General features: G+C 62.4%; 18 protein-coding genes. 11 read left to right on the plus strand and 7 right to left on the minus strand.

Annotated features, from left to right (window positions below):
* Positions 1-17: 17 nt before the first annotated feature.
* Positions 18-2,564: a sensor histidine kinase gene (locus tag CH271_RS27990; protein ID WP_094635712.1), complete on the plus strand. Its 2,547-nt coding sequence runs from the start codon at positions 18-20 to the stop codon at positions 2,562-2,564.
* Complete coding sequence (locus CH271_RS27995) at positions 2,557-3,255, plus strand: response regulator (protein ID WP_037187725.1); 699 nt, start codon at positions 2,557-2,559, stop codon at positions 3,253-3,255. The genes CH271_RS27990 and CH271_RS27995 overlap by 8 nt, the downstream gene beginning before the upstream one ends.
* Here CH271_RS27995 and CH271_RS28000 read toward each other — a convergent pair.
* The gene (locus tag CH271_RS28000) at positions 3,218-4,438 is read right to left on the minus strand and encodes a hypothetical protein (protein ID WP_094635713.1); all 1,221 of its coding nucleotides are present in this window, start codon (positions 4,436-4,438) and stop codon (positions 3,218-3,220) included. The genes CH271_RS27995 and CH271_RS28000 overlap by 38 nt on opposite strands.
* A gap of 235 nt (positions 4,439-4,673) precedes the next feature.
* Here CH271_RS28000 and CH271_RS28005 point away from each other — a divergent pair, with 235 nt between their 5' ends.
* Entirely contained in the window at positions 4,674-5,357 is a 684-nt protein-coding gene (locus CH271_RS28005) for a hypothetical protein (RefSeq protein ID WP_094635714.1), read from the plus strand.
* A gap of 68 nt (positions 5,358-5,425) precedes the next feature.
* Positions 5,426-6,148, plus strand: coding sequence for a mycothiol-dependent nitroreductase Rv2466c family protein (locus CH271_RS28010; RefSeq protein ID WP_094635715.1), 723 nt, complete (start codon positions 5,426-5,428; stop codon positions 6,146-6,148).
* Positions 6,149-6,161: 13 nt separating this feature from the next.
* On the opposite strand, the gene CH271_RS28015 is transcribed toward CH271_RS28010, so the two are convergent.
* The 3 genes from CH271_RS28015 to CH271_RS28025 form a co-directional block, all read right to left on the minus strand.
* Positions 6,162-6,779, minus strand: coding sequence for a dihydrofolate reductase family protein (locus CH271_RS28015; protein ID WP_094635716.1), 618 nt, complete (start codon positions 6,777-6,779; stop codon positions 6,162-6,164).
* 44 nt (positions 6,780-6,823) lie between these two features.
* Positions 6,824-7,690, minus strand: coding sequence for an alpha/beta fold hydrolase (locus CH271_RS28020; RefSeq protein WP_094635717.1), 867 nt, complete (start codon positions 7,688-7,690; stop codon positions 6,824-6,826).
* A 73-nt stretch (positions 7,691-7,763) separates the two neighbouring features.
* A complete protein-coding gene (locus CH271_RS28025) occupies positions 7,764-8,414 on the minus strand; it encodes a class I SAM-dependent methyltransferase (RefSeq protein ID WP_094635718.1) in 651 nt (216 codons plus the stop codon).
* Between the two features lie 36 nt (positions 8,415-8,450).
* Between CH271_RS28025 and CH271_RS28030 the strand changes: the two genes are divergently transcribed.
* Positions 8,451-9,914 (plus strand): dihydrolipoyl dehydrogenase family protein, encoded by a 1,464-nt coding sequence (locus CH271_RS28030; RefSeq protein WP_094635719.1) that lies wholly within the window; start codon positions 8,451-8,453, stop codon positions 9,912-9,914.
* Here the strand turns inward: CH271_RS28030 and CH271_RS28035 are convergent.
* Both CH271_RS28035 and CH271_RS28040 read right to left on the minus strand, forming a co-directional pair.
* Complete coding sequence (locus tag CH271_RS28035; protein WP_094635720.1) at positions 9,886-10,497, minus strand: CDP-alcohol phosphatidyltransferase family protein; 612 nt, start codon at positions 10,495-10,497, stop codon at positions 9,886-9,888. The two genes, CH271_RS28030 and CH271_RS28035, sit on opposite strands and share 29 nt — an antisense overlap.
* Positions 10,494-11,162: a TVP38/TMEM64 family protein gene (locus CH271_RS28040; RefSeq protein WP_230596149.1), complete on the minus strand. Its 669-nt coding sequence runs from the start codon at positions 11,160-11,162 to the stop codon at positions 10,494-10,496. Before CH271_RS28040 ends, CH271_RS28035 begins: the two co-directional genes overlap by 4 nt.
* 168 nt (positions 11,163-11,330) lie before the next feature.
* Here CH271_RS28040 and CH271_RS28045 point away from each other — a divergent pair, with 168 nt between their 5' ends.
* The 4 genes from CH271_RS28045 to CH271_RS28060 are packed head-to-tail and all read left to right on the plus strand — an operon-like array spanning position 11,331 to position 15,176.
* Positions 11,331-12,542, plus strand: a complete 1,212-nt coding sequence (locus CH271_RS28045; protein WP_179274692.1) for an ABC transporter substrate-binding protein — start codon at positions 11,331-11,333, stop codon at positions 12,540-12,542.
* Positions 12,539-13,378, plus strand: a complete 840-nt coding sequence (locus CH271_RS28050; protein ID WP_094635764.1) for an ABC transporter permease — start codon at positions 12,539-12,541, stop codon at positions 13,376-13,378. The genes CH271_RS28045 and CH271_RS28050 overlap by 4 nt, the downstream gene beginning before the upstream one ends.
* Complete coding sequence (locus CH271_RS28055; RefSeq protein ID WP_094635721.1) at positions 13,375-14,148, plus strand: ABC transporter permease; 774 nt, start codon at positions 13,375-13,377, stop codon at positions 14,146-14,148. The genes CH271_RS28050 and CH271_RS28055 overlap by 4 nt, the downstream gene beginning before the upstream one ends.
* Entirely contained in the window at positions 14,145-15,176 is a 1,032-nt protein-coding gene (locus tag CH271_RS28060) for an ABC transporter ATP-binding protein (RefSeq protein WP_094635722.1), read from the plus strand. The genes CH271_RS28055 and CH271_RS28060 overlap by 4 nt, the downstream gene beginning before the upstream one ends.
* 181 nt (positions 15,177-15,357) lie before the next feature.
* Here the strand turns inward: CH271_RS28060 and CH271_RS28605 are convergent, their stop codons facing one another.
* Entirely contained in the window at positions 15,358-18,930 is a 3,573-nt protein-coding gene (locus tag CH271_RS28605) for an NACHT domain-containing protein (RefSeq protein WP_143546135.1), read from the minus strand.
* 899 nt (positions 18,931-19,829) lie between these two features.
* On the opposite strand from CH271_RS28605, the gene gluQRS reads away from it, so the two are divergent.
* Positions 19,830-20,690, plus strand: coding sequence for a tRNA glutamyl-Q(34) synthetase GluQRS (gene gluQRS / locus CH271_RS28080; RefSeq protein ID WP_094635726.1), 861 nt, complete (start codon positions 19,830-19,832; stop codon positions 20,688-20,690).
* Positions 20,691-20,794: 104 nt separating this feature from the next.
* Complete coding sequence (locus CH271_RS29065; RefSeq protein WP_094635727.1) at positions 20,795-21,661, plus strand: hypothetical protein; 867 nt, start codon at positions 20,795-20,797, stop codon at positions 21,659-21,661.
* Positions 21,662-21,685: the final 24 nt, after the last annotated feature.

The raw sequence follows: 21,685 nt of genomic DNA on the forward strand, positions 1-21,685 counted from the left end.
GGCAGCGGGTAGACGACATGGGAAAAAAGACAGGCAAGCGGGGGTCCGGAGGACTCGATCGCGGTGAATTGCGCATCTATCTCGGGGCCGCGCCGGGGGTCGGTAAGACCTTCGCGATGCTCGGTGAAGCGCACCGCAGGCAAGAACGTGGGTGCGATGTGGTCGCGGGCGTGGTGGAAACCCACGGCCGCGCCCGCACCGCTGCATTACTGGACGGCATCGAACTGGTTCCTCCGCGGATAGTTCACTACCGCGGATCGATCGCTCAGGAACTCGATGTCGCAGCGATCATCGAGCGTGAACCTTCGCTGGTGCTCGTGGACGAACTCGCCCACACCAACACTCCGGGTAGCGCCCACGAGAAGCGTTGGCAGGACGTCGAGGAATTGCTGGCAGCGGGAATCGATGTGGTCTCCACCCTGAATGTGCAGCATCTGGAAAGCCTCAACGATGTCGTCGAGCAGATCACCGGTGTGCCGCAACGAGAAACCGTCCCGGATTCGGTTGTGCGGGCAGCGGAACAGATCGAATTGGTCGACGTGGCTCCAGAAGCGCTGCGCCGCCGGCTCTCCCACGGAAACATCTACGCAGCCGAGAAGGTCGACGCAGCGCTGAGCAACTATTTCCGTCAGGGCAATCTGACTGCCCTGCGCGAACTGTCGTTGTTGTGGATCGCCGATCAGGTCGACGCTGCGTTGGCGAAATACCGCAGTACACACGACATCACCGACACGTGGGAGGCACGCGAGCGTGTTGTCGTCTCGGTGACCGGTGGACCGGAGTCCGAGACCCTGTTGCGTCGCGCGAGCCGGATCGCCTCGCGGTCCAGCGCAGAACTGATGGTGCTGCACGTGATCCGCGGTGACGGCCTCACCGGCGTCTCGGCACCGCAGATGGGGAAAGTCCGCGTACTCGCAGCAAGTCTCGGCGCAAGTATGCACAGTGTCGTCGGTGACGACGTGCCGACCACGCTGCTCGACTTCGCACGGGGGGCCAACGCGACCCAGCTCGTCATCGGAACCTCGCGGCGGTCTCGCTGGGCTCGAATACTGGACGAGGGCATCGGCGCTGCGGTCATTCAGAACTCGGGCAAAATCGACGTACACATGGTCACCCACAACCAGATCAGTCGAGGTTTTCGGCTCGGGCGGCTGATCCCGCCCAACCCGAAGCACCGACGAATTCTGTCCTGGGTTGCCGCAGTGGTCGTACCCGTCGTCTCGGCCATGGCGATGCTGTTGGTGGATCCATATCTCGATCTCGGCGGCGAGAGTGCCCTGTTCTTCATGGTCGTACTCGCCGTTGCGCTCCTGGGCGGCGTTGCGCCCGCGGCACTGTCGGCGTTGATCGCAGGATTGTTGCTCAACTACTTCTTCGCCGATCCGCGGTACAGCTTCACCATCGCCGAACCCGACAATTTCGTCACCACCGTTGTACTGCTCATCATGGCAGTGGCAGTGGCCTTTCTCGTCGACGCGGCCGCCCGACGCACCCGCGAAGCACGGCGAGCGTCACAGGAAGCCGAACTCCTGACACTGTTCGCCGGAACGGTGTTGCGCGGCGGCGACATTCGAACGCTGTTGGAGCGAGTGCGAGAGACGTACTCCCAACGCGCGGTCTCGATCATCAGAGGTGCTGGTGTCATCGTCGAATCTGTCGGTGACTCTCCACCCGCCGTGCCCGATGACGCCGACACCGCGATCGACACCCCCGACGGTTCCTTCACGTTGCTCCTGTCCGGTACCAAAACCGGTGCCCACGATCGACGTGTGCTCAGCGCAGTGGCCAACCAGGCAATGGGTCTGATCAGGCAGACCGAACTCGCTCAGGAGGCCAGCACCGCCGCAGGCCTGAAGGAAGTCGACCGTCTTCGGCGGGCGCTGCTGTCCGCGGTCAGCCACGACCTACGAACACCGCTCGCCGCGGTCAAGGCTGCGGTGTCGAGTCTGCGCGCGACCGATGTGGAATTCTCTGCCGAGGACACCGCTGAACTGTTGGCGACCATCGAGGAATCGACCGACCAGCTGACGGGTCTGGTGGGCAACCTGCTCGATTCATCGCGATTGGCCGCGGGGGTCATTCAGCCGAGTCGGTCCATCGTGTACGTCGAGGATGCCGTGGACGCAGCGCTCGTCGGAACGCACACGGGTCGCGAGCTCGTCATCGTCGATGTGGACGACGTCGCTGTCTCGGCCGACGCGGGTCTGCTCGAGCGCGTGCTGGCGAATCTGATCGACAATGCGCTGCGACACGCACCCGGATCGCCGGTGCGGGTCGGGGCCGCCTACATCGGCGACCGAGCGGTGATCACCGTTGCCGACAGCGGCCCTGGGATCGCGCCCGGAAGCGAAGAGGCTGTGTTCGAGTCCTTCCAACGATCGGGCGACCGCGACAACACCACGGGCGTCGGGCTCGGACTCTCCGTTGTGCGTGGGTTCGTCGAGGCCATGGGAGGCTCGGTGACGGTGTCCGATACTGCAGGTGGCGGAGTGACCATGACCGTCGAATTGGCCCGAGCGGAATCGACTGCCAGAGGCGACTTCTCCGAGCAGACCCATGGGTGAATCGCGTTCCGCGATCAAGGTTCTGGTTGTCGACGACGAGCCGCAGATCGTGCGCGCACTGCGCATCAACCTCGCCGCCCGCGGTTACAACGTCGTCACCGCGGCCACCGGGACCGGCGCGCTACGCGCCATTGCGTCCGAGCACCCCGATGTCGTCATTCTCGACCTCGGACTGCCCGACATCGGCGGCCTGGACGTGCTCGCCGGTGTGCGAGGATGGAGCGAGATTCCGGTGATCGTGCTGTCCGCGCGCACCGACAGCGGTGACAAGATCGACGCTCTCGACGCCGGTGCCGACGACTACATCACCAAACCGTTCGGGATGGACGAATTCCTGGCCCGGCTACGCGTCGCTGTCCGCAGACGAGCCATCACGACGTCCCCTACGGACCCGCTGGTGACCACCTCGTCCTTCACCGTCGATCTGGCCTCCAAGAGGGTGACCAGGGACGGCGAGATCGTGCATCTCACGCGTACAGAATGGGGAGTCCTCGAGATGCTGGCCCGCAATGCAGGCAAGCTGGTGGGGCAGAAAGAACTACTCCGAACTGTCTGGGGTCCAGGGCACGATCACGGCTCCAACTATCTGAGGATCTACATGTCTCAACTTCGACGCAAGCTCGAAATCGATCCGGGCAAGCCTCGGCATCTCATCACCGAGACGGGTATGGGGTATCGACTCGTGGAGTGAAGCGGACCGGAGCAGGCATCTCGGGGAGCAGATCCAGATGGTGGGCCTGCCCGTCGGACAGTGTCAGGACGCTCGGGCAGTCGCCGGGACCGTCGGCGATCGCGAGGACGTCACCGACCCGAACATCTGCCGGGAGCGACACTTCGGAGTCGATCACGCACCGACGCAGAGGATCACTGCCGTCGGCGAGTACGAACACTTCCTCGCCGCCCAGGCTGTGGCGGTTGGCGATAACCGCCGCGGCCGGACCGGCAGGGACGCAACCGGTTCCACCGTCCACCACCACGACGACTCTGTGTGAATCCGTCCGGTCGATCGACCGGACGCGGCACACCGTCACCATGGACGCGTCGGTGATCGACTCCCCGGTCTCGACGGCAAGCTGCGGACGCGGAAAGCGATGCCGGATGCAGCCTTCGTCGATGGCGTCTTCGACGACGTCGGACAGGAGCGCAGTATCGAGTCCCGTCGGAGAATCGATCCGTAGATGCAGGCGATTGCCGAGCACGCCGTGATCTCGGTAGGCCTGAGCCATCACCCCGAGAGACTCGACGATCCGTGCGAACACGCCGTCGAGGGTGGACGCGCTGCATTCGACACCGTCGAATACCGTTGCAGGGCAATCGACAACCTGAGCGATGACGTTCTCCGCGTAGTCACGATTGCCGTCGGTGCTGACCAGAGTCGACTGGGCGACGGCTACGGCACGGTCCGCATCCGAAATCCGGTGAAGACCTGCGGCGACGACGATTCGGCCCACTCGCTCACCCACCGGAAGTGACAGAAGCAGATCTGCAGCCTGTGCGCTGTGCGCTCTGCCGACGATGTGGGAGGGATCGACACCGAGCTGCCGGGCGGACGACAACGCTGCCATCGACTCGACGACCAGTATCAAGTGCTGCTCCCCTATCCAGCGCGCGACAACCGGAGCCAGCACACTGCCTGGCCGGTAGAGCATTTCGGCTGTGAACGACCCGAGCGCGATGCGATTGCACCTGCCGCGCAGGCTGGTCTCGTCGATCACGCACACCGGCGTCGAGTAGCGATCGGCGATGTCGTCGAGGAACATTCCTGCCACCGTCACTCGACCGTGTCGATAGTGCGTCGTACTCGGCCACACGGCATGGTCCAATCGCGACGACAGTGCACCTCTGAGCGACGGCAGATAATCCAACAACGTCATCGAACACATCTCCTCGTCGATACCGGACCGAGTGCGGGCCTGCAGTCGATCATCGTCCCGATCGGAGGCGAACAGCCCTGCCTTGACGGGAAATTGACGCTGGGGACGATGACCTTGACACCGCGGTAACAGATGCGCCTCGACCCATCTGCACCCCGTAAGAATCTCGGTACGTCGCGTCAAAACTCCGTCAACGAACTGCCCGAGCGGTTCGCGCGGGCGTATATCTGAGTGCATGACACTCTCGCTCGAAGCGCCCGATCACTCGACACAACTGCACAATTCGATCCACCTCATGCGTCGGGTCATTCCAGGGGTCGGTTTCGGTGTCCGTGCGAACGCGCTCGGCGATCACGGTCTCGCCACCTGGGTACGGAACTCCGGTGTCACCGTCCTCGCGCACGATGACGACGAGCTCGATCGTGTGCAGCTCAGCGGGATTCGACCGAACCACATAGTGTTTCGATGCGGGGCCAGCACCGACGGCATCCGCAGTGCCGTGCACCGCGGGGTGTTCCGTTTTGTCGTCGGCACGGATTCGCAGATCGCTCGATTGGCACAGTGCGCGCAACGAACCAAATACGTCTACCTCGACAACGATGCGCCGGCAGCACTCTGCGGTCACCGAGTGCAGGTGGTCGGTCTCCACAGCGACGTCGACGACTCCGGTGACCCGACTGAATGGGCCTCGGCCGCCGAGATAGCGCTGCGCCGCACGTCGGTCTCCACGTCGTGCGGGTCGCCGGTGCACCGCATCATTCTGAGCGGCGGATCGACCGAGGAGTGGATGAACTTCTCCGTCCCGTACCTGACGTCCGTCGTGCGCTCTGTGGACGCTGCCCTGCGTGACGGGTGCAGCCGATGGAATCTGCCACGGCCTGCCGTCTCGGTGATACCGGCGCAGGCGGCGGCCCGCTGATTCGCCGGGAGGTGGCGTATACCGTCGAGTGGACAGAACTTCCGTCCCCGAGAAGGAGCGTCCACTCGATGGCCGATATCGACTTCTATTTCGATCCGGTGTGCCCGTTCGCCTGGATGACCAGCAAATGGGTTCGCAAGGTCCAGGCCCAGCGCGAGTACACCGTCGACTGGCGGTTCATCTCGCTGCGCCTGCTCAACTCCCACATCGACTACGACGCGCACTTTCCACCCGAGTACGAGGCAGGCCACACCGCGGGCCTGCGACTGTTGCGGGCGGCTGCCTCTGTTCGTCGTGAGCATGGGTCGGACGCTGTCGGGCCGCTGTATCAGGCCCTCGGCACCCACATCTTCGACACCGAGGTGGTGCCCGACGATGCTGCGAGCCACGGCCATCGCGGCACCGCTGCATTCCTGGCCCCGATCCTCGAAGAAGTCGGGCTGCCCACCCGTCACACTGCAGCACTGGATGATTCGTCCCTGGACGACGAGATCCAGGCCGAAACCGATCATGCTCTCTCGCTGACCGGCAAGGACGTCGGAACCCCCATCATCGCCTTCGAGCCACCGGACGGCGTCGCGTTCTTCGGTCCGGTGATCAGCAGACTGCCCAGCGACGAGGAGGCAGTAGCGCTGTGGGACAACGTCATCGGACTCGCTCGATTCCCCGGCTTCGCCGAGATGAAGCGCAGCCTGCGTGAGCTCCCCCAACTGAAGGCCCTCGGCGTTCAGGAGGACGAGGCGGGCGTGCAGCAGGATTGGCACGCCGGGAGCCGACGCCAGAAGAAGTGAGACTTCGGCCGCATCAGTCGCCCAGCACGTCGTCCATATTGCCGACGTCCAGGGTTCCGGCGTCGAGGCCGTAACGCAGGTAGACGGTGCCTTTGCCGTCGACGGCCGGTGGCTCGAGCAACGTCAGGTTGCTGGGCACGGTGCCGTCGGCGAACACTCTCTTTCCCACTCCGAGAAGGATGGGATGCACCCACAGATCGAGTCGATCGAAGAGCTTCTCGCGCAACAGAGTCTGAACCAGATCGAGGCTTCCGACCACTTTGATGTGGTCGTGTCGATCTCGGATCTCACGCACCGCACCGACCAGGTCCGGTCCGAGTTGGGTCGAACCGTCCCACCGCAGATCGGGTGTGCCGCGCGAGGCCACGTATTTCGGTATGGCGTTGAACAGCGTTGCGAACGGGCCGTTCTGGCTCGGCCAGTACGCGGCGAAGATGTCGTAGGTGCGCCGCCCGAGCAGGAGCGCATCCGTGCCCTCGTATGCAGCGTCGACTTGCGCCCCGGAGACCTCGTCGAGGAGAGGAACCTGCCAGCCACCGTAGGGGAAGTTCTCGGGATCTTCCTCGGGGCTTCCGGGCGATTGTGCGACGAGGTCGAGGGTGGCGAACAGCTCCAACGTGATGAGGCCCATGATGTCTCCTGGTTCGGTGGGGTCTTCTTCGGGACAAACCTTGTTCAGCCCAATACTTTTCGCAGACTCTCGGCAAATTCGGTCGGCTTTCCGGTCTGACCGAATTCGCCGCCGAGGAATCCCGAGTGGCCGCCGGCAAAGACGATCGGCTCCGATCCGAGGAGCGCCGCAGTCGAATACGCTGCGCGAGCCGCGATGTGACCGTCCTCGGGGCCGCCGGATTCTTCCCCTACTCCGATCACCACTGTGGTGGGAGCAGCACGCAATGCGTCGACATCCGGCGCGAAGTCGACGCCTCCCCCGCGCATGTTGGACATCAGGGCATCGTCGCGGGTTCCGTCGTCCTCGGTCGGAAGGCCGAACTGCGCGGGGTCCGGTGCCGGGCGAGCGAAGAACGCGTCGTCGATGGGGCCTGCATGCATCAGCAGCGACATGAATTCGGCCATGGCAGGGCCGCGTCCGTGAGCGTCGTATGTGGCCACCATGTGTGCGCACACCGTCGCGATGTTCTCCCGGTCAGGAAGCGTGCCTCCGGCGGGTGGTTCGTGGGCCACCAACGTCCGGATGTCGGACGGGTACTTGCTGACGAGCACCAGCGCATTGACCGCACCCCCGCTCGAGGCGAACACATCCACCGGACCGTGGCCGACGGCGGTGAGCACTGTATGCAGGTCGTCGGCATGTTCGCCGAAGGTGACTGCGGCGGTCGCGTCGTCTCGTCGACTGCGTCCGACATTTCTCGGGTCGTACGTGACGACCACCCGGTCGCGGAAGTGCGACGCCAACGTCACGAACCCACTGGCATCCATGGGTGAGCCGATGAGCACCAAAGGGGTGACCCCGGGCTCGAGCTCGCCGATCACGTCGTAGGTCAGGGTCGCACCGGGAACGGAAACTGTCTGTGTCGTCATGGTCGTGTGGACCTCGGCCCGAGCGAAAACTCACCGGGAACGCTCGTCCGGTTGCCACGGGGGCGAGCGTCGGTTACGAACTCGGCGCTGCTGGGCGAGAGACGACAGTCCCGACGCGGACCTGGATGTGGCCGCCGCGGACGGCCCGAGTCGACAGATCGTGCAGCAGTGGCGTCATCGCCGTCCACGGATGAGCCTCGATGTCCGCCCCTCCGAGTCGGCACGCAAGTTTCGCCAGCGGGGTCCACACCGCCGCGCGTCCGACGGGGCGCTGCATGTCGACGACGGCCACGACGCCGCCCACTCGCGTCGCCGCGATCATTGCCTCGAGGGCCGCCTGCCACGGCGTCATCAGCGAGAGTGCGTAGGTGCTCAGGGCCGCATCGAACGGGGCGCGCTTGCCCAGATCCGCGCTGGCGGGGGCGGTGGCGTCGGCTGCGACGAGCGTGACGTTGTCCCAACCGGCCCGGTCGGCTCGCCGTCGGGCCTGTTCGAGCATCTGCGGGCTGGCGTCGACTCCGGTGATCGAGCCGGTCGGGCCGATCATCCGCTGCAGCCCCGCGAAGTTCAGCCCTGTCCCGCAGCCGAGGTCCAGAACATGGCTTCCGGCAGGCAGATTCAGCAACTCGAACGCCGACTCCCGGCCGGCGCGATACACCGGCCGTTCGAAGGAGATCACGTCGTACAGGCGCGCCGACGTCGTGTACTTGGTCGGTCGTCTCATCTCGGGTCTCTCCAGGGCGCGGGCATAGTGGGAGGTATGGGAATCCGTCGTTCGTCTTCGAGTGTGCCCGAGAACCGCGCCGACGTGGTCGTGGTGGGCGGCGGCACCGCCGGCATCGTGGCGGCGAAGACCGCGGCCGGCTTCGGCATTCGCGTCATATTGATCGAGCGGGACCGCACCGGCGGCGACTGCCTGTGGACCGGATGCGTTCCGTCCAAAGCACTGCTCGCGGCGGCGTCGGTGGCGCAGACGGTTCGATCCGCGTCCCGCTTCGGCATCGTCAGCCAGCCGCCGAGCGTCGATTTCGGGCGCGTGATGCAGCACGTGCACGGGTCGATCGCCGAAATCGCGCCGATCGATTCGCCGGAGGCACTGACCGCGGCCGGAGTCCACGTGATCAGCGGTGACGCCGTGTTCACCGGTCCGAACACCGTGAGCGTCGGTACGCGGATACTGCATTTCGGTCAGGCGATCGTGACCACCGGTGCGCATCCCGCGGTGCCGGCGATCGACGGCATCGAGCACGTGGACTACCTGACCAGCGACACCCTGTGGGATCTGAAGGATTTGCCGCAGCGACTTCTGATCGTCGGGGCCGGGTCGGTGGGTTGTGAAATGGTGCAGGCATTTTCGCGCCTCGGATCGGACGTGACTCTGGTTGGACGGTCGGCGACGATCCTGCCTCGGGAGCACCCTGAGGCCTCGTCGATCCTGGCGCACGCGTTGACCGACGAGGGTGTGCGCGTCCTGACCTCCACCGCCGTCGTGCGTATCGACGAAAGTTCGGCCGTGACCGATACGGGTGTCGAGATCCAATTCGATCGAGTGCTCATCGCCACCGGGCGGACTCCGCGTACCGCATCACTCGGCTTGGATGCGGCCGGAGTATCGTTGGACGACAACGGATTCGTGCGCGTCGACGAGCATCTGCGGACCACCAATCCCCGTATCTGGGCGGCCGGAGATCTCACCGGTCATCCTCAGTTCACGCACACCGCCGGTGTACACGGCAGCCTGGCTGCGAGCAACGCGGCACTCGGTCTGAACCGAACAGTGAGTAGGACCGGAACCCCGCGGGTGACGTTCACCGATCCTGAGATCGCCTCGGCGGGAATCGATGTGCGTACCGCTCGCGGTCGCGGACTACGGCTGCAAATTCTGGACCACCACCACGTCGATCGGGCCGTCACCGAAAGGGCAACCAACGGATCGACGACGCTGGTGCTCGATGCCAAGCGTCGCATCGTCGGGGCCTGCGTGGTGGGACCGCGAGCGGGCGAGACGATCGGGGAGCTGATCATCGCCATCGAGCAGGGGTTGCGTACCCGAGATCTCGCCGGTGCGACGCATCCGTATCCGACGTACAACGACGGGCCGTGGAACGCGGCGATAGCGGACGTGAAGTTGCAGTTGGGTTCTCCGGTGATTTCCCGAGCAACGGCCGCGCTGGCGAAGGTGCGCGGCGCGTGGATCAGGAGAGCGCGCGATACCCGGCGATGATCCGTTGGGTGGAGCTCACCGCGACCACGGCCGCCCAGACCACCGCAATCTGCCACGAGATGCCGGGCAACAGCAGCCACAGACTGTGTACTGCAATGGTTTCGGCTCCCTCGGCCAACCCTCCGAGGAACGACAGCGAACGGCCGTCGTCGATGGTGCGACCGGTGCGCTCGGCGATCGAGGAGAACGCAAGAAACGCGGTGCCGTTGATGTAGTACGCCAGCAGCACAAGCAGGAACGGCCACCACGGGGCGTCGTATCCGGCCGAGGCACCTACCGCGACGCCCACCACCGTCGTGCCGTAGACCACAAAATCGGCGGTGATGTCGAAGAATCCGCCGGCTCCGGCTGTTGCCGCCCGCCTGCGCGCCAATGGCCCGTCCAGGCCGTCGGCGATCCGGGAGACGACCCACAAGAACAAAGCGAGCAACCAGAACTGCAGGCCGGCGGCCAGTGCACTACCGAGGCCGAGCACCAGTCCGGCGGCGGTGATCCGGTCGGGGGTGATCGCGGGGCGATCGAGGGCGCGGGCGCAGCGATCGAGCGGGCTTTCGAGGTGGCGACGCAGAAAGCTGTCGATCATTCGGCTGCACCGGTGAGTCCCAGGCGGCGTGCCAACAGGGCCGAACCGGCCGCGATCGCCAGTACCGCGAGCAATGCGATGGCGAACGGCCACGACAGCGGCGAGGTCCCGTACGCACCGAGTGCGGTGTAGGCGACGGTCGCGGGCACGATGCCGATCATGGTGCCCACCACGTAGTCACGTTGCCCCACGGCACTGACTCCGGCCGCGTAGTTCACCAAGGAGAACGGCAGCGGCACGAGTCGCACGAGCAGTACCGACAGCAATCCGCGGCGTCCGAGCATGGCGTCGAGCCGGCGGAGCCTGTCCCATTCGGTGCGGGCCACCTGGCCGCGTCCCAGCGCCCGCGCTCCCCAGTACCCGAGATACGCCCCCATCGTGGCGGCGAACACCACGACGGTTGCGCCCACAGCCAGACCGAACAGCAGTCCCGACGCGATGGTCAACGTGCTGGCGGGGAACGGAGTGGCCGACAGGACGGCATAGAGCACGACGAACAGCGCGATGCCCCAGGGCCCGGCCGACGCCACTCGGTCACGGATGAACGACGGATCGGGCAGGTCGACGGTGCCGAGCACGATCACCAGAGCGACGACGACCACGGCAGCCGCGAGCAATTTCAGGGTCGTGCCGCGGCGACTACGCGTCGGGCGGTCCTGCGTCACGGTGTGTGCCTCTCGTCCGGCGGTCAGGATCCATTGTGCACACGACCGGTGTGCCCGCGTGTTCAGCGGTTGTCTCATTCGACCGATTACGGTGGTGAGGGCAGCGTCGACGACGGCTGCTTCGGTTGATCTGGAGGGCCCACGGTGATTCGTTCAGTACGGTGCGCAGTGACGATTGCGGCGAGCGCAGGGCTGCTGCTGACCGCATGCGCAGCACCATCATCGGAGGCTCCGCGCGCCGAGGACTTGTCCTGGAGCGAGATCCAACAGCAGGCGCAGGGGCAGACCGTCTCGCTGTGGATGTACGGCGGCGACGAGCAGGGCAATGCCTACGTCGACGACGTGCTGACGCCCGCGGCCGCCGAAGAGGGCGTCACACTGCGGCGCGTGCCAGTGGAATCGACGACCGATGCCGTCAACCGCATCCTGTCCGAGCGGCAGGCCGGGGTCACCGACGGCGAAGTCGATCTGGTGTGGGTCAACGGCGCGAACTTCGGCACCGGTAAGCAGGCCGGCGCGTGGCTGTGCGGGTGGACGCAGAATCTGCCGAACATGGAACTGACCGATCCCGAGGATCCGCTGCTGCTCGACGACTTCGGTACTCCGGTCGAGAACTGCGAATCACCCTGGCACAAAGCTCAATTCACATTGGTCTACAACGCAGCGGCCATCCCCGATCCGCCGACGACATTCGACGGCGTGCTCGACTGGGCTCGCGCGAACCCGGGCCGCTTCACCTATCCCGCTCCCCCGGACTTCACCGGCTCGGTGTTCGTGCGTGAGGCGTTGATCAATGCCTCCGGCGGTGTCGACGAGGTTCCCGCTCAGTTCGATCAGGACTCCTACGATCGCCTGGCCCCGGCACTGTTCGATCGATTGAACGAGCTCGCCCCGTCACTGTGGCGCGAAGGAACGACGTACCCGCAGTCCTCCTCCGAGCTCGACGCCCTCTACGCCGGTGGCCAGGTCGACATGACCATGACGTACGGCCCCGCGACCCTCCCGAAACTCGTCGCCGACGGCACCTTCCCCCCGGAGACCCGCGTCCTGACGCTCGACGAGGGAACCGTCGGGAATGCGAGTTTCCTTGCCATTCCGTCGACATCGGGGAAGTCGGCGGCGGCACAGGTGGTTGCCAATCTCGCGTTGTCGCCCGAGCAACAACTCGAGAAGGCGACGCCGGACGTGTGGGGGCAGTTCACTGTGCTCGATATCGACCGATTGCCCGATGACGCCCGCGCGCAGTTCGAGGCGTTGCCGAGTTCGACGGTTCTGCCCTCCTACGAGGAGCTCTCGGCGAACGCGCATCCCGAACTCTCGGCCGACTGGGTCACCCCGCTCGACGAGGGATGGCGCCGAAGCGTGCTCGCCGGGCAGTGAGCGCGTCCACGAAGAGCTTTCGCGGCACAGCGGCGGTACTCCCCGCCGTAGTCTTGGTCGTTCTCGTCGTCGGCGGCGGTCTCGGCACCGTGGTGCTGCAGAGCCTGGGTCTGATGCCGTTGGTCGGAACCCCCGAACTATCGGTCGACGCGTACTCCGCGCTGGGCGGTGACCTGTGGCGCTCGATGGCGTTGACGCTGTCGATCGCCGTCGTGTCGACCGCCTTGGCCACGGTGATCGGGCTCGCGGCTGCGCTGACGGCGTTGTCGGGTGGACGCGCCGCGTTGGCCGCCGCCGGATTGACGGTCACGGTGCCGCACCTGATCGGGGCGGCCGCGATGGCCCTGTTGCTGGCGGATTCGGGAATGCTGCCCCGCATACTCGGCAGAACCGACGGCGGCTGGCCGGAGTTGGTCGGCGGGCGGTGGTCGATCGCCGTCGTCGCCGAATATGCCTGGAAAGAATCGGCTTTCGTGGCCGTCGTCGTGGCCGGGACTCTCGCTACCCGAGTAGCTGCATTCGACGAGACGGCCGCAACCTTGGGCGCCGGCCGGTGGACTCGGCTCCGTTTGGTCACGCTGCCGTTGGCTCGGCCCGCGCTGATCGCGTCGGCGGCCATCGCCTTCGCCTACACCGTCGGCTCGTACGAGGTGGCCCGCATTCTGGGTCGACCGTATCCGGAGCCGTTGTCGGTGATGGCGATTCGCCTGTTCACCTCGATCGATCTTCAGACACGTCCGCAGGCAGCCGCTACCGCGACGATCGCCACCGCTCTGACGGTGGTCGTGGCCGCGGTGGCACTGCACTATCTGCGCAGATCGGCAGCGTGGAAATGAACAGGATTCTTCCCGCTGTCGGCAGGTCCGTTCTGGTCCTGTGGTTCCTGTTGCCGCTGATTCCGGTTGTCTTGTGGGCCATCAGCAATCGCTGGTCGTTTCCCGGTTCGGTTCCTCAGGAGTGGGGATTCGACGGCGTTCGGAGTGCTCTCGACGCCGGTGGCGTCGATGCGTTCGTGCGATCGACGGTGCTCGCTCTCGCTGTCGCCGCCATCGCAACGCCATTGGGCGCGTTGGCGGCTCGCGCACTGGTGAACGGAACGGTGCGCTTCCCCGCTTTCGTGGCCGGGGTTCTCTTCGCACCACTTGCCCTGCCCCCGTTCGCCGTGGCATTGGGACTCGATGTGCTGGTGCTGCGCTCGCGCATTCCGAGCACGGTGGCGGTGATCGCGCTGCTGACCGTTGCGGCCGTTCCGTACACGACGTATCTGATGCGAGTCGCGTTTGGCGCGTACGACATCGGCTACGAGGAGGAGGCGCGCACTCTCGGTGCGTCGAGTGCCATGGTGCTGCGGCGGATTCGCATTCCGCTGCTGGCTCCGGCGTTGGCGGGGGCGGCGTTACTCGCCTTCCTCGTGGCGTGGAGCGATTACGTGATCACGCTGCTGATCGGTGGCGGCAGACTGGTCACCGTGCCCATTCTGGTCGCCTCGTTCGCTGCAGGCACCGGCAACGATTCGGTGGTGGCTGCGCTGTCGGTCGCCGCCGTCTTGCCACCGTTGTTGCTGGTGCTCATGCTGGCCCGGTTGCGTCGTAGGAGTGCACGATGAGCGTCGAACTGTCCGTACACGGACTCACGAAAGTCCATGCCGGTCAATCGGTTGCAGCTCTGGATTCGTTGGATCTGACCGTGTCACCGGGATCCTGCACGGCGATTCTCGGCCCATCGGGCTCGGGCAAGAGCACTGCGCTACGGCTCATCGCCGGCCTCGATTCACCCACTGCCGGCACGGTGCGCATCGACGGCCGCGAGGTGAACGGTGTCGCGGCCGAGAATCGCGGCGTCGGGATGGTGTTTCAGCGTCCGATGTTGTTCCCGCACATGTCGGTACTGGACAACATCGGCTTCGCCTACCGCGCAGCTGGGGAGAGTCGCAAGCGGTCGCGCGAGCGGGCCCGGGAGTACCTCGACCTGGTGAATCTCGGTGACATCGGGGGCCGAGCAGTGTCCGAGGTATCCGGTGGGCAAGCGCAACGGGTTGCGTTGGCGCGTTCACTCGCTGGATCCCCGCGAGTGCTGTTGTTGGACGAGCCCTTCAGTGCACTGGACCCGGTGTTGCGCACCGAGATGCACGACCTCGTCCGGGAATTGCGCTCGACGTTGGATCAGACTCTGCTGCTCGTCACTCACGATCAACAGGAGGCGGCGGTGCTGGCCGATTCGGTGGCGGTGCTCATCGACGGTCGATTGGAGCATCGCTCCGATATTGCGACTGCCTACACACGTCCGAGCACGCTGGCAGTGTCGCGCCTGATGGGTGGGATCAACGAAATCGAGGGTCAGTGGGACGGGGTTGGGGTGCATCGCTCCGAGCTCGGGGAGTTGGAGGTGGAGGGGGTTTCACTTGCTGCTGGGCCAGCCGTGTTGCTACTGCGGCATGAATTGATCACGTTGGATGACAACGGGATTCGTGGGGTTGTTTCTGGTCTGCGGCCTACCGGATTTCGGAGCATCGCTGAGGTGACGGTGGGCTCGACGGTTGTGAAGGTGGAATTGGCGGGGGGATCTGCGGTGCGAATTGGGGATCCAGTGGGGTTGACGATTCCGGGTGGGGCGCGGTTCATTGTTGGGGGTTGAGGTTGAGCATGTGGCTGTTCGCAGACCACACGCCCTGGGATTCGTCTCCGGCGCTCACATTCACCGACTTACGAAAACTGAGGTCGCTGAATCGCCATCGAACGTTGACATTAGAGAACGTTCTTAAAATCCGCGCAGTGGCAGCTATCTTCTGACCTCGGCCTACTAGGTAGGACGGCGTCTACTCGTAACTCCACCCTTCGTTATCGGCGATCAATGACACGACCTTAGGTACGTAACCCGACTCAACCGTTTCTAAACTGAACGATACCGCTTCAGGAAGCACTGTTGGTGCCTCAATGATCACGCTTTCGGCGAGTGCACGATCCTTCGTTATCTTCGTGATGCGAGGATATGCAAAATTGACGTCGAGCCCTCGATCCTGACTGTCCGACACACCCTGCAACCACCGAAGGTTCCTCAAATGATTACTTTGAGAAGGTACTCTCTTCAATTTTTCCAGGTCCTTCAACCCTCCGAGGTAACTTCCTAGCGGATCTGACTTATTTTGGTCGGGGCTGCTCTTAAAACTGGACCAATTAAGTTGAAACGCTTCTGCCACTAACGTACCAGCGTAAGGCGAGAATTGCCGAAGGTCAACCTTCGCTAACCGATTACGGTCAGCGCGTTTCGTGACCGGACCTTGCACTACGGATCTTATTCCGCCGCGAATGCATTCGAACTGAAGATCGGTAAGTTCGGCCGTTGCCTCATTTAACTGCATGGATAAATCGGTCAATATTGAGGGACTGCTCCACAGTGCGACTAGGCCCGCCCATAGCATGACATCGATCGTGTTTCTTGCATTTCCCTTTTGCTCAAGCCACCATGACGAAGTGGCACGCTTCATTCTGGCAGACCTTGCTCGTTCAGCTAGCGAAATATCTGGATCAAACAAATTCTTCATCGAACGCGCTTCGCCGTAGCTTGCAGTAGGTATTCCTGCATAATACAGAGACATAATAACGCTTGATGGGGTCACGCCAAAATGTTTAACAGAGGTGTCAACTAGATATTTGACCTGCTTTCCTGCGGAAAAGTCCATGGAATCATCATTCGCGATGGGCGTCCTGAAGACGTCATACAGGTAAGCTTCCAGCGGTGTGGCAGGAGCGTGATCGCCCAAACTGTCAGGCTGCACACCGACTCGTCTTGATAAAACGCTACGTTCGATTCCCTCGTTTACAACTGAATGTGCATAGGTAAAATTGGTCAGTTTCGTGAAACTTCCAGTGCCGCCCCAGTCGGTTCTGACGAAACGCAAAACGGACTCGATATAGTTCGACTCTAAGAACGAGTCTCCCAACGTAAGTTCAGGAAACGTCGCGCCAAAGACGCTAATCCTACGGTAAAATTGAGTTTCGTCGGGACTATCTCCAGCAATCAAACGTTTACGCTGAGCTCCATCAAGGGTCTCGCCGACCATAGCCTCGCACATCAAGTAAATTAATGTGGTCCGGTCGCTGCCGGACTGCCCCACGGCTGCCTCGTAAAAAGTCGATGCAGAATCGTTTCCTCCGTTCCCAAGGAGGATATTTGCATATTCCCTCGCAGCACGAGAAGTTGGGTTCTCCAAGATGCCGTTGACAAGGATGTCCCGTAGAGTGTCGCGTCCACACTTAACGTTGAGCTCGATACCTGAATTGACAAGTCCGTGCTCAAGGACCGACAGACCCACCTGATCGAATATCAACCTGACAAGCTTGTCTTGCGCATAAGTTTTTGACGAGAAAACCCAATCCTGCAATAGCGCCAGCCCTAGCCGACGTGCGTGTATGGAGACGCCAAGATCGTGACTGCTGATCATTTCTTCTAAGCTTAGAACCAAGGTTCCTAGTTCACCGCTGGAATAGCAACCCGCGTAGAATCGGCACACATTCATCCAGAATGGATTCAAGGCAGTTGCCTCAAATCGCTGAGCTCGGTCTCCCGGCGGCGTCGAATCGCGATACGTGCCAACCGGAGCAGTTTGATATAAATGTTGCGCCGCGAAATACTCACGCAGTGGTTGAACCTCAAATTCGTACTGCCCCTGAATTCTTGCCACCAGAACGAATACGCGTTCGAGTCCGCCGCCGAAGAGGTCGTCAGCCAGTTTTTCAGGAAGCGACTGCGACTTCAGATACATGCGAGCTTGATCCGTCAGTGCATCGGTGGAGATGCTTCCGACACCTTTAGCCGATTCTGCTTCAGCCTGCAAGATCCATGCTAGTTTCTGAATAAATTCCAACAAAACTTGACGATGCTCTCGGACCTCAGACGATTTGTCGGCCTCTCTCGTAAGAAAGAGATCAACATAGCGTCTATACAAGTCTGTTCGCTGGTCCGGCAGCGAATGCCCTACTTGGTGAATGAGGGTAAGGAGTATTGTGAGCTGCATTGGATTGCGGGTCAGCTCTCTTATATGCGGAAGACGAAGTTTCTCGCCCAATATCTTCTTGACGTCTAGACTTTCCTGTTCCTCCAAATTCCTTGCCGCAATCCACTTATCCGCGTAACGATTAATCGTTGGTTCGTCAAGGTTGTCGAGCTTTACTGTTAAAAAACCGTGATCTGTAAAGCTCGGAACATTACCGAAAATCGATGGACGACTAGTCACTATTACCTGGACGTCGGCTTCCAATGCACTGAAGCGTTCGACCGCATCTACTACTTCGTTAATCAGCCATCGTCGTAGATCTAGGTCGGCTACTTCATCTAGACCATCCAGGAAGATAAGGACCGGTGACGACTTCAACAGTGACGATACGTCGTTTACATCAAATTCGAATCCGCCAGATTTGAACGAGACAAGCTCTGCGACAAAATTTTCAAAAGAACGCGGACCAATCTGACGCGCTCCGTCGTATGAGAAGGGAGAATTTCCGTCGAGAAAAGAGGCAAAATCTCTTAGATCTATCTTGATAGGAAACCGAAAAGCGATCCGCCTGAAGTTCTCTGGTATTGTGTCTATAACATCTTGCTTTCCAAGCTGTTTCGCGCGGTGAATCTGACAAAGATATTGCGCCAACGTAGACTTTCCTTGACCGGGGGCACCTTCGATCACTGTCCGCGAGAGGTGCTCTTCCAAACGACTTTCGAGTAAGAGTTCGGCGGTCCCAAAGGTACGCTCAATTAGACGGCCTGAAGGCTGTCGGATGATAAACCCAGCAGTATGTCTACTGGTTCTGAAAGGAGTCATGTTAAGCTTTTTGGCGAGTAGGGCTGCAACATTTAAGTAGCCGCTCTTTTTGCTTGGCCTGCTGTGCGCTAGTTCGGGTGTACCCGCGCTCAGGTCAACCGGTACATCGACAAACAATTGAGTGACCTGTTCATTGGTCATATCTACCTGCTTAAACTTGACCGTCGCATCATCTTTAAACTGTTTGGCAATGAATGCTTGCAGGGCATTTCGACGACGTTCAATGTCACCCCCCGTAAGGGTCGATAACGCTATCTCTACCCCATCCTGCAGAGTCAGCATCTCGGAATACTTCAACTTCAACGAGGATGTCTCTCGATCCAACCGTCGATCGACATCGTCGCGCCAGTAACATTTTCCTGGAATTGCAAGGTTGCTATCCATCCAGAATTGCACTTTATCTATTCTACCGGCCTCCCAATGCGCAGTACCCTTTGCATTGGTGATCATGACATAACTTTGTGCGCCATTTAGCGCTAGCCGCGCTATTTTTTCTTTCTCTCCTTCGAGGGCTTTGATCATCCAGTCGGCGGTGACATCCTCGTCCGCTTCAGTGGATTTCTTAAACTTCACCTGAAGGACAGTGTCGGAGGCTGGATCCCACCCGTCGCGGCCACCGTCGGGTTGGCCGATAGGATAGCATTGAAGGTGGGGGTAAGTCGCGAGGAAAATTGTCTGAACTAGTTCCTGAAAGCGTTCAGCGTTGCTCTGTTCGTATAGGTAGGTCATGGGCTCCCCTGGCGTCGCTATTCAGAGCGTCGGCTTTGCTGACTAGTTGAAGGCGACTCTACCCTCAAGGTTGGCCCTCGCTTTGGGTAAATTCAGCTTTTTGTTAAGCCATTCTGTGCGAGTCAACTGCCCGGGGCTTGGCTGACGCCGCTGCCAGCACGCGAGATACTAATGTTGGTGGAATCCAGCGGCGGAAGTGCGTCGTCGAGGCTGCGGAGTCGACCGTACAACTGTTGGATCACGGTTCTTCCCGAGAGGTCCTCACCACCTGCCGCGCTTTCGAGAGAAGTAACAGTGCCTACCAACCCGATGCACTTGAGAAGGTGCACACCGGCTTGTAGCCGCTCCGCGTCCCTCGCGACTACCCCCCCCCCCCCCCCCCCCTGCTCTGTCGGCGATAAGGATGACGACCTCTGTTCCTGCTTGGCGGCAGCCATAGTGTGGGCGTTTAGCATGGCTCGCCCGAGTTCTCGCGCGGTCGCAAGTGGCGGTGCGCACCGCTGGTATTTCGCCTGGTCGGAAGGCTATGTTCGCAGCTGGCGCAGGTCATCGACCGGTTTACGATGCGAGATTGTGCTGAACTGCTGGCTTGCCGACGCTGGCGCGGAAAGTCGATTTTCGACGCCTTGATGTAGTCGGTCGTGGGGAGAGCCCAGATCAGCGCCTCTGGCAATGTCGGCCGGCGCCGGCCGCACACCGCCCTCCATTCCAAAACCCAACGCACCAGAAACTAAGCTGCTTCCATGCCCGCCGGACGCTTTGCTCCCAGTCCCTCCGGCGACTTGCATCTCGGGAATCTAAGAACCGCGTTACTGGCCTCGCTCTTCGCCCGCTCCACCGAACGACGCTTTGTGATGCGCGTCGAAGACCTCGATCGCGTGGAACCCGGCTCCGAGCAACGCCAACTCGACGACCTCGCCGCCATCGGACTCGACTGGGACGGGCCGATCATGCGGCAATCCGAGCGTCGGGAAATCTACGACGCCACGATTCGCACGCTCACCGCAGCCGGGCTGACGTACGAGTGTTTTTGCACGCGTCGGGAAATCCTTCAGGCCGCATCGGCGCCCCATGCACCCGACGGCGCGTATCCCGGAACCTGTCGCAATCTGACCGCGGACCAGAAAGCAGCGAAGGACCGCCCGCCAGCCATCCGATTGCGTTCGCAGGTAACCGATTTCACCATCGTCGACCAGCTGCACGGACTGTTCCGAGGCCAGGTGGACGACTTCGTCCTTCGCCGATCCGACGGCGTCCCCGCCTACAACCTCGCCGTCGTCGTCGACGATGGCGCGCAGGGCGTCGACCAGATCGTGCGCGGCGACGACCTGCTCACCTCTGCCCCGCGGCAGGGATATCTGGCGCAACTTCTCGGCCTCACCCCCGCCACCTACGTCCATGTGCCCCTCGCACTCAATGTCGAGGGCAAGCGTCTGGCCAAGCGGGACGGCGCGGTGACGCTGCGCGAACGGCCCGATGCGTGGGCGCTCATCACAGCATCCCTCGGAATGCCGGACGTAAAGAACGCCGAGGAACTGCTCGAGCGGTGGAAGCCGACGCTGGTGCCGCGCGAACCGTGGGTGTTCGACCCCTCGAATCTCTGATCTACGAACCGATCGAGATCACGTTGCAATGCGACAGGACCCAACTCGGGGACGAATCGGACGTACAGTGACCGCGACAACTCTTCCCGAGGGAGAAGGACACGATGACCTCAGGCGGCTACGACCCCGACAAGGATCCACAGAACCCCGGCGGCTATCCCCCGCCCCCGCAGGGCGGTTACCCGCCACCTCCCCAGGGCAACTACCCACCACCTCCGCAGGGCGGCTACCCACCACCCGGGAACTACCCGCCTCCTCCCGCCGATTACCCCCAGCAAGGCGGCTACCCACCACCCGGTGGCTACCCACCGCCCCCGCAGGGCAACTACCCGCCGCCTCCGGCCTTCGGTGAGTCACCGATGCCGACGCAGCTGTCCGTGGGAACGGCAATCGGATATGGCTTCGGCAAGTTCAAGGAGAACGCCCTCGTCTGGGTCGGCATCGTCCTCGTCGCCGCGATCATCCAGGGCGTCCTGAACGTCGTGTTGAGCTCCGACAACGTCGTCCTCAGCTTGATCTTCAGTGTCATCGTCGGAGTCGTCGCGCTCCTCATTCAGGCGGCACTCGTCCGCGGTGCCCTGCACGAGGTGGACGGGATCAAGCCCGGGTTCGGGTCCTTCTTCCAGTTCGGCAATGTTGCCGCCGTCATCATCGCCGGCATCCTCGTCGGCATAGCCACCAGCATCGGCTTCGTCCTGCTGGTCATCCCCGGCATCGTCATCACGTTCTTCACGTGGTGGACCTTCCAGTTCGTCATCGATCGCGGTGACGAGCCGATTCCCGCCATCAAGGCCAGCGCCCAGGCGATCGCGTCCAACGGTGGGACCCTCTTCGTGCTGGCCCTCGCCCTGGTCGGCATCAACATCGTCGGTGCCGTCCTCATCGGCATCGGTCTGCTGGTCTCCATCCCGATCACGATCATCGCCGGAACCTACGCCTACCGCGTCACGGTGCGCGGACGCGTCGCCTGACCTGAGATCTGCCCCGATGGACGC

The sequence above is a fragment of the Rhodococcus sp. 05-340-2 genome, from assembly GCF_002258915.1.
Classification (GTDB): Bacteria; Actinomycetota; Actinomycetes; order Mycobacteriales; family Mycobacteriaceae; genus Rhodococcoides.

What these genes read in the sequence shown, in the direction of transcription:
- CH271_RS27990 (WP_094635712.1), top strand. Translation starts at nt 18, where the DNA reads ATGGGAAAAAAGACAGGCAAGCGGGGGTCCGGAGGACTCGATCGCGGT.
- CH271_RS27995 (WP_037187725.1), top strand. Translation starts at nt 2,557, where the DNA reads ATGGGTGAATCGCGTTCCGCGATCAAGGTTCTGGTTGTCGACGACGAG.
- CH271_RS28000 (WP_094635713.1), bottom strand. Translation starts at nt 4,438, where the DNA reads ATGACGTTGTTGGATTATCTGCCGTCGCTCAGAGGTGCACTGTCGTCG.
- CH271_RS28005 (WP_094635714.1), top strand. Translation starts at nt 4,674, where the DNA reads ATGACACTCTCGCTCGAAGCGCCCGATCACTCGACACAACTGCACAAT.
- CH271_RS28010 (WP_094635715.1), top strand. Translation starts at nt 5,426, where the DNA reads ATGGCCGATATCGACTTCTATTTCGATCCGGTGTGCCCGTTCGCCTGG.
- CH271_RS28015 (WP_094635716.1), bottom strand. Translation starts at nt 6,779, where the DNA reads ATGGGCCTCATCACGTTGGAGCTGTTCGCCACCCTCGACCTCGTCGCA.
- CH271_RS28020 (WP_094635717.1), bottom strand. Translation starts at nt 7,690, where the DNA reads ATGACGACACAGACAGTTTCCGTTCCCGGTGCGACCCTGACCTACGAC.
- CH271_RS28025 (WP_094635718.1), bottom strand. Translation starts at nt 8,414, where the DNA reads ATGAGACGACCGACCAAGTACACGACGTCGGCGCGCCTGTACGACGTG.
- CH271_RS28030 (WP_094635719.1), top strand. Translation starts at nt 8,451, where the DNA reads ATGGGAATCCGTCGTTCGTCTTCGAGTGTGCCCGAGAACCGCGCCGAC.
- CH271_RS28035 (WP_094635720.1), bottom strand. Translation starts at nt 10,497, where the DNA reads ATGATCGACAGCTTTCTGCGTCGCCACCTCGAAAGCCCGCTCGATCGC.
- CH271_RS28055 (WP_094635721.1), top strand. Translation starts at nt 13,375, where the DNA reads ATGAACAGGATTCTTCCCGCTGTCGGCAGGTCCGTTCTGGTCCTGTGG.
- CH271_RS28060 (WP_094635722.1), top strand. Translation starts at nt 14,145, where the DNA reads ATGAGCGTCGAACTGTCCGTACACGGACTCACGAAAGTCCATGCCGGT.
- gluQRS (WP_094635726.1), top strand. Translation starts at nt 19,830, where the DNA reads ATGCCCGCCGGACGCTTTGCTCCCAGTCCCTCCGGCGACTTGCATCTC.
- CH271_RS29065 (WP_094635727.1), top strand. Translation starts at nt 20,795, where the DNA reads ATGACCTCAGGCGGCTACGACCCCGACAAGGATCCACAGAACCCCGGC.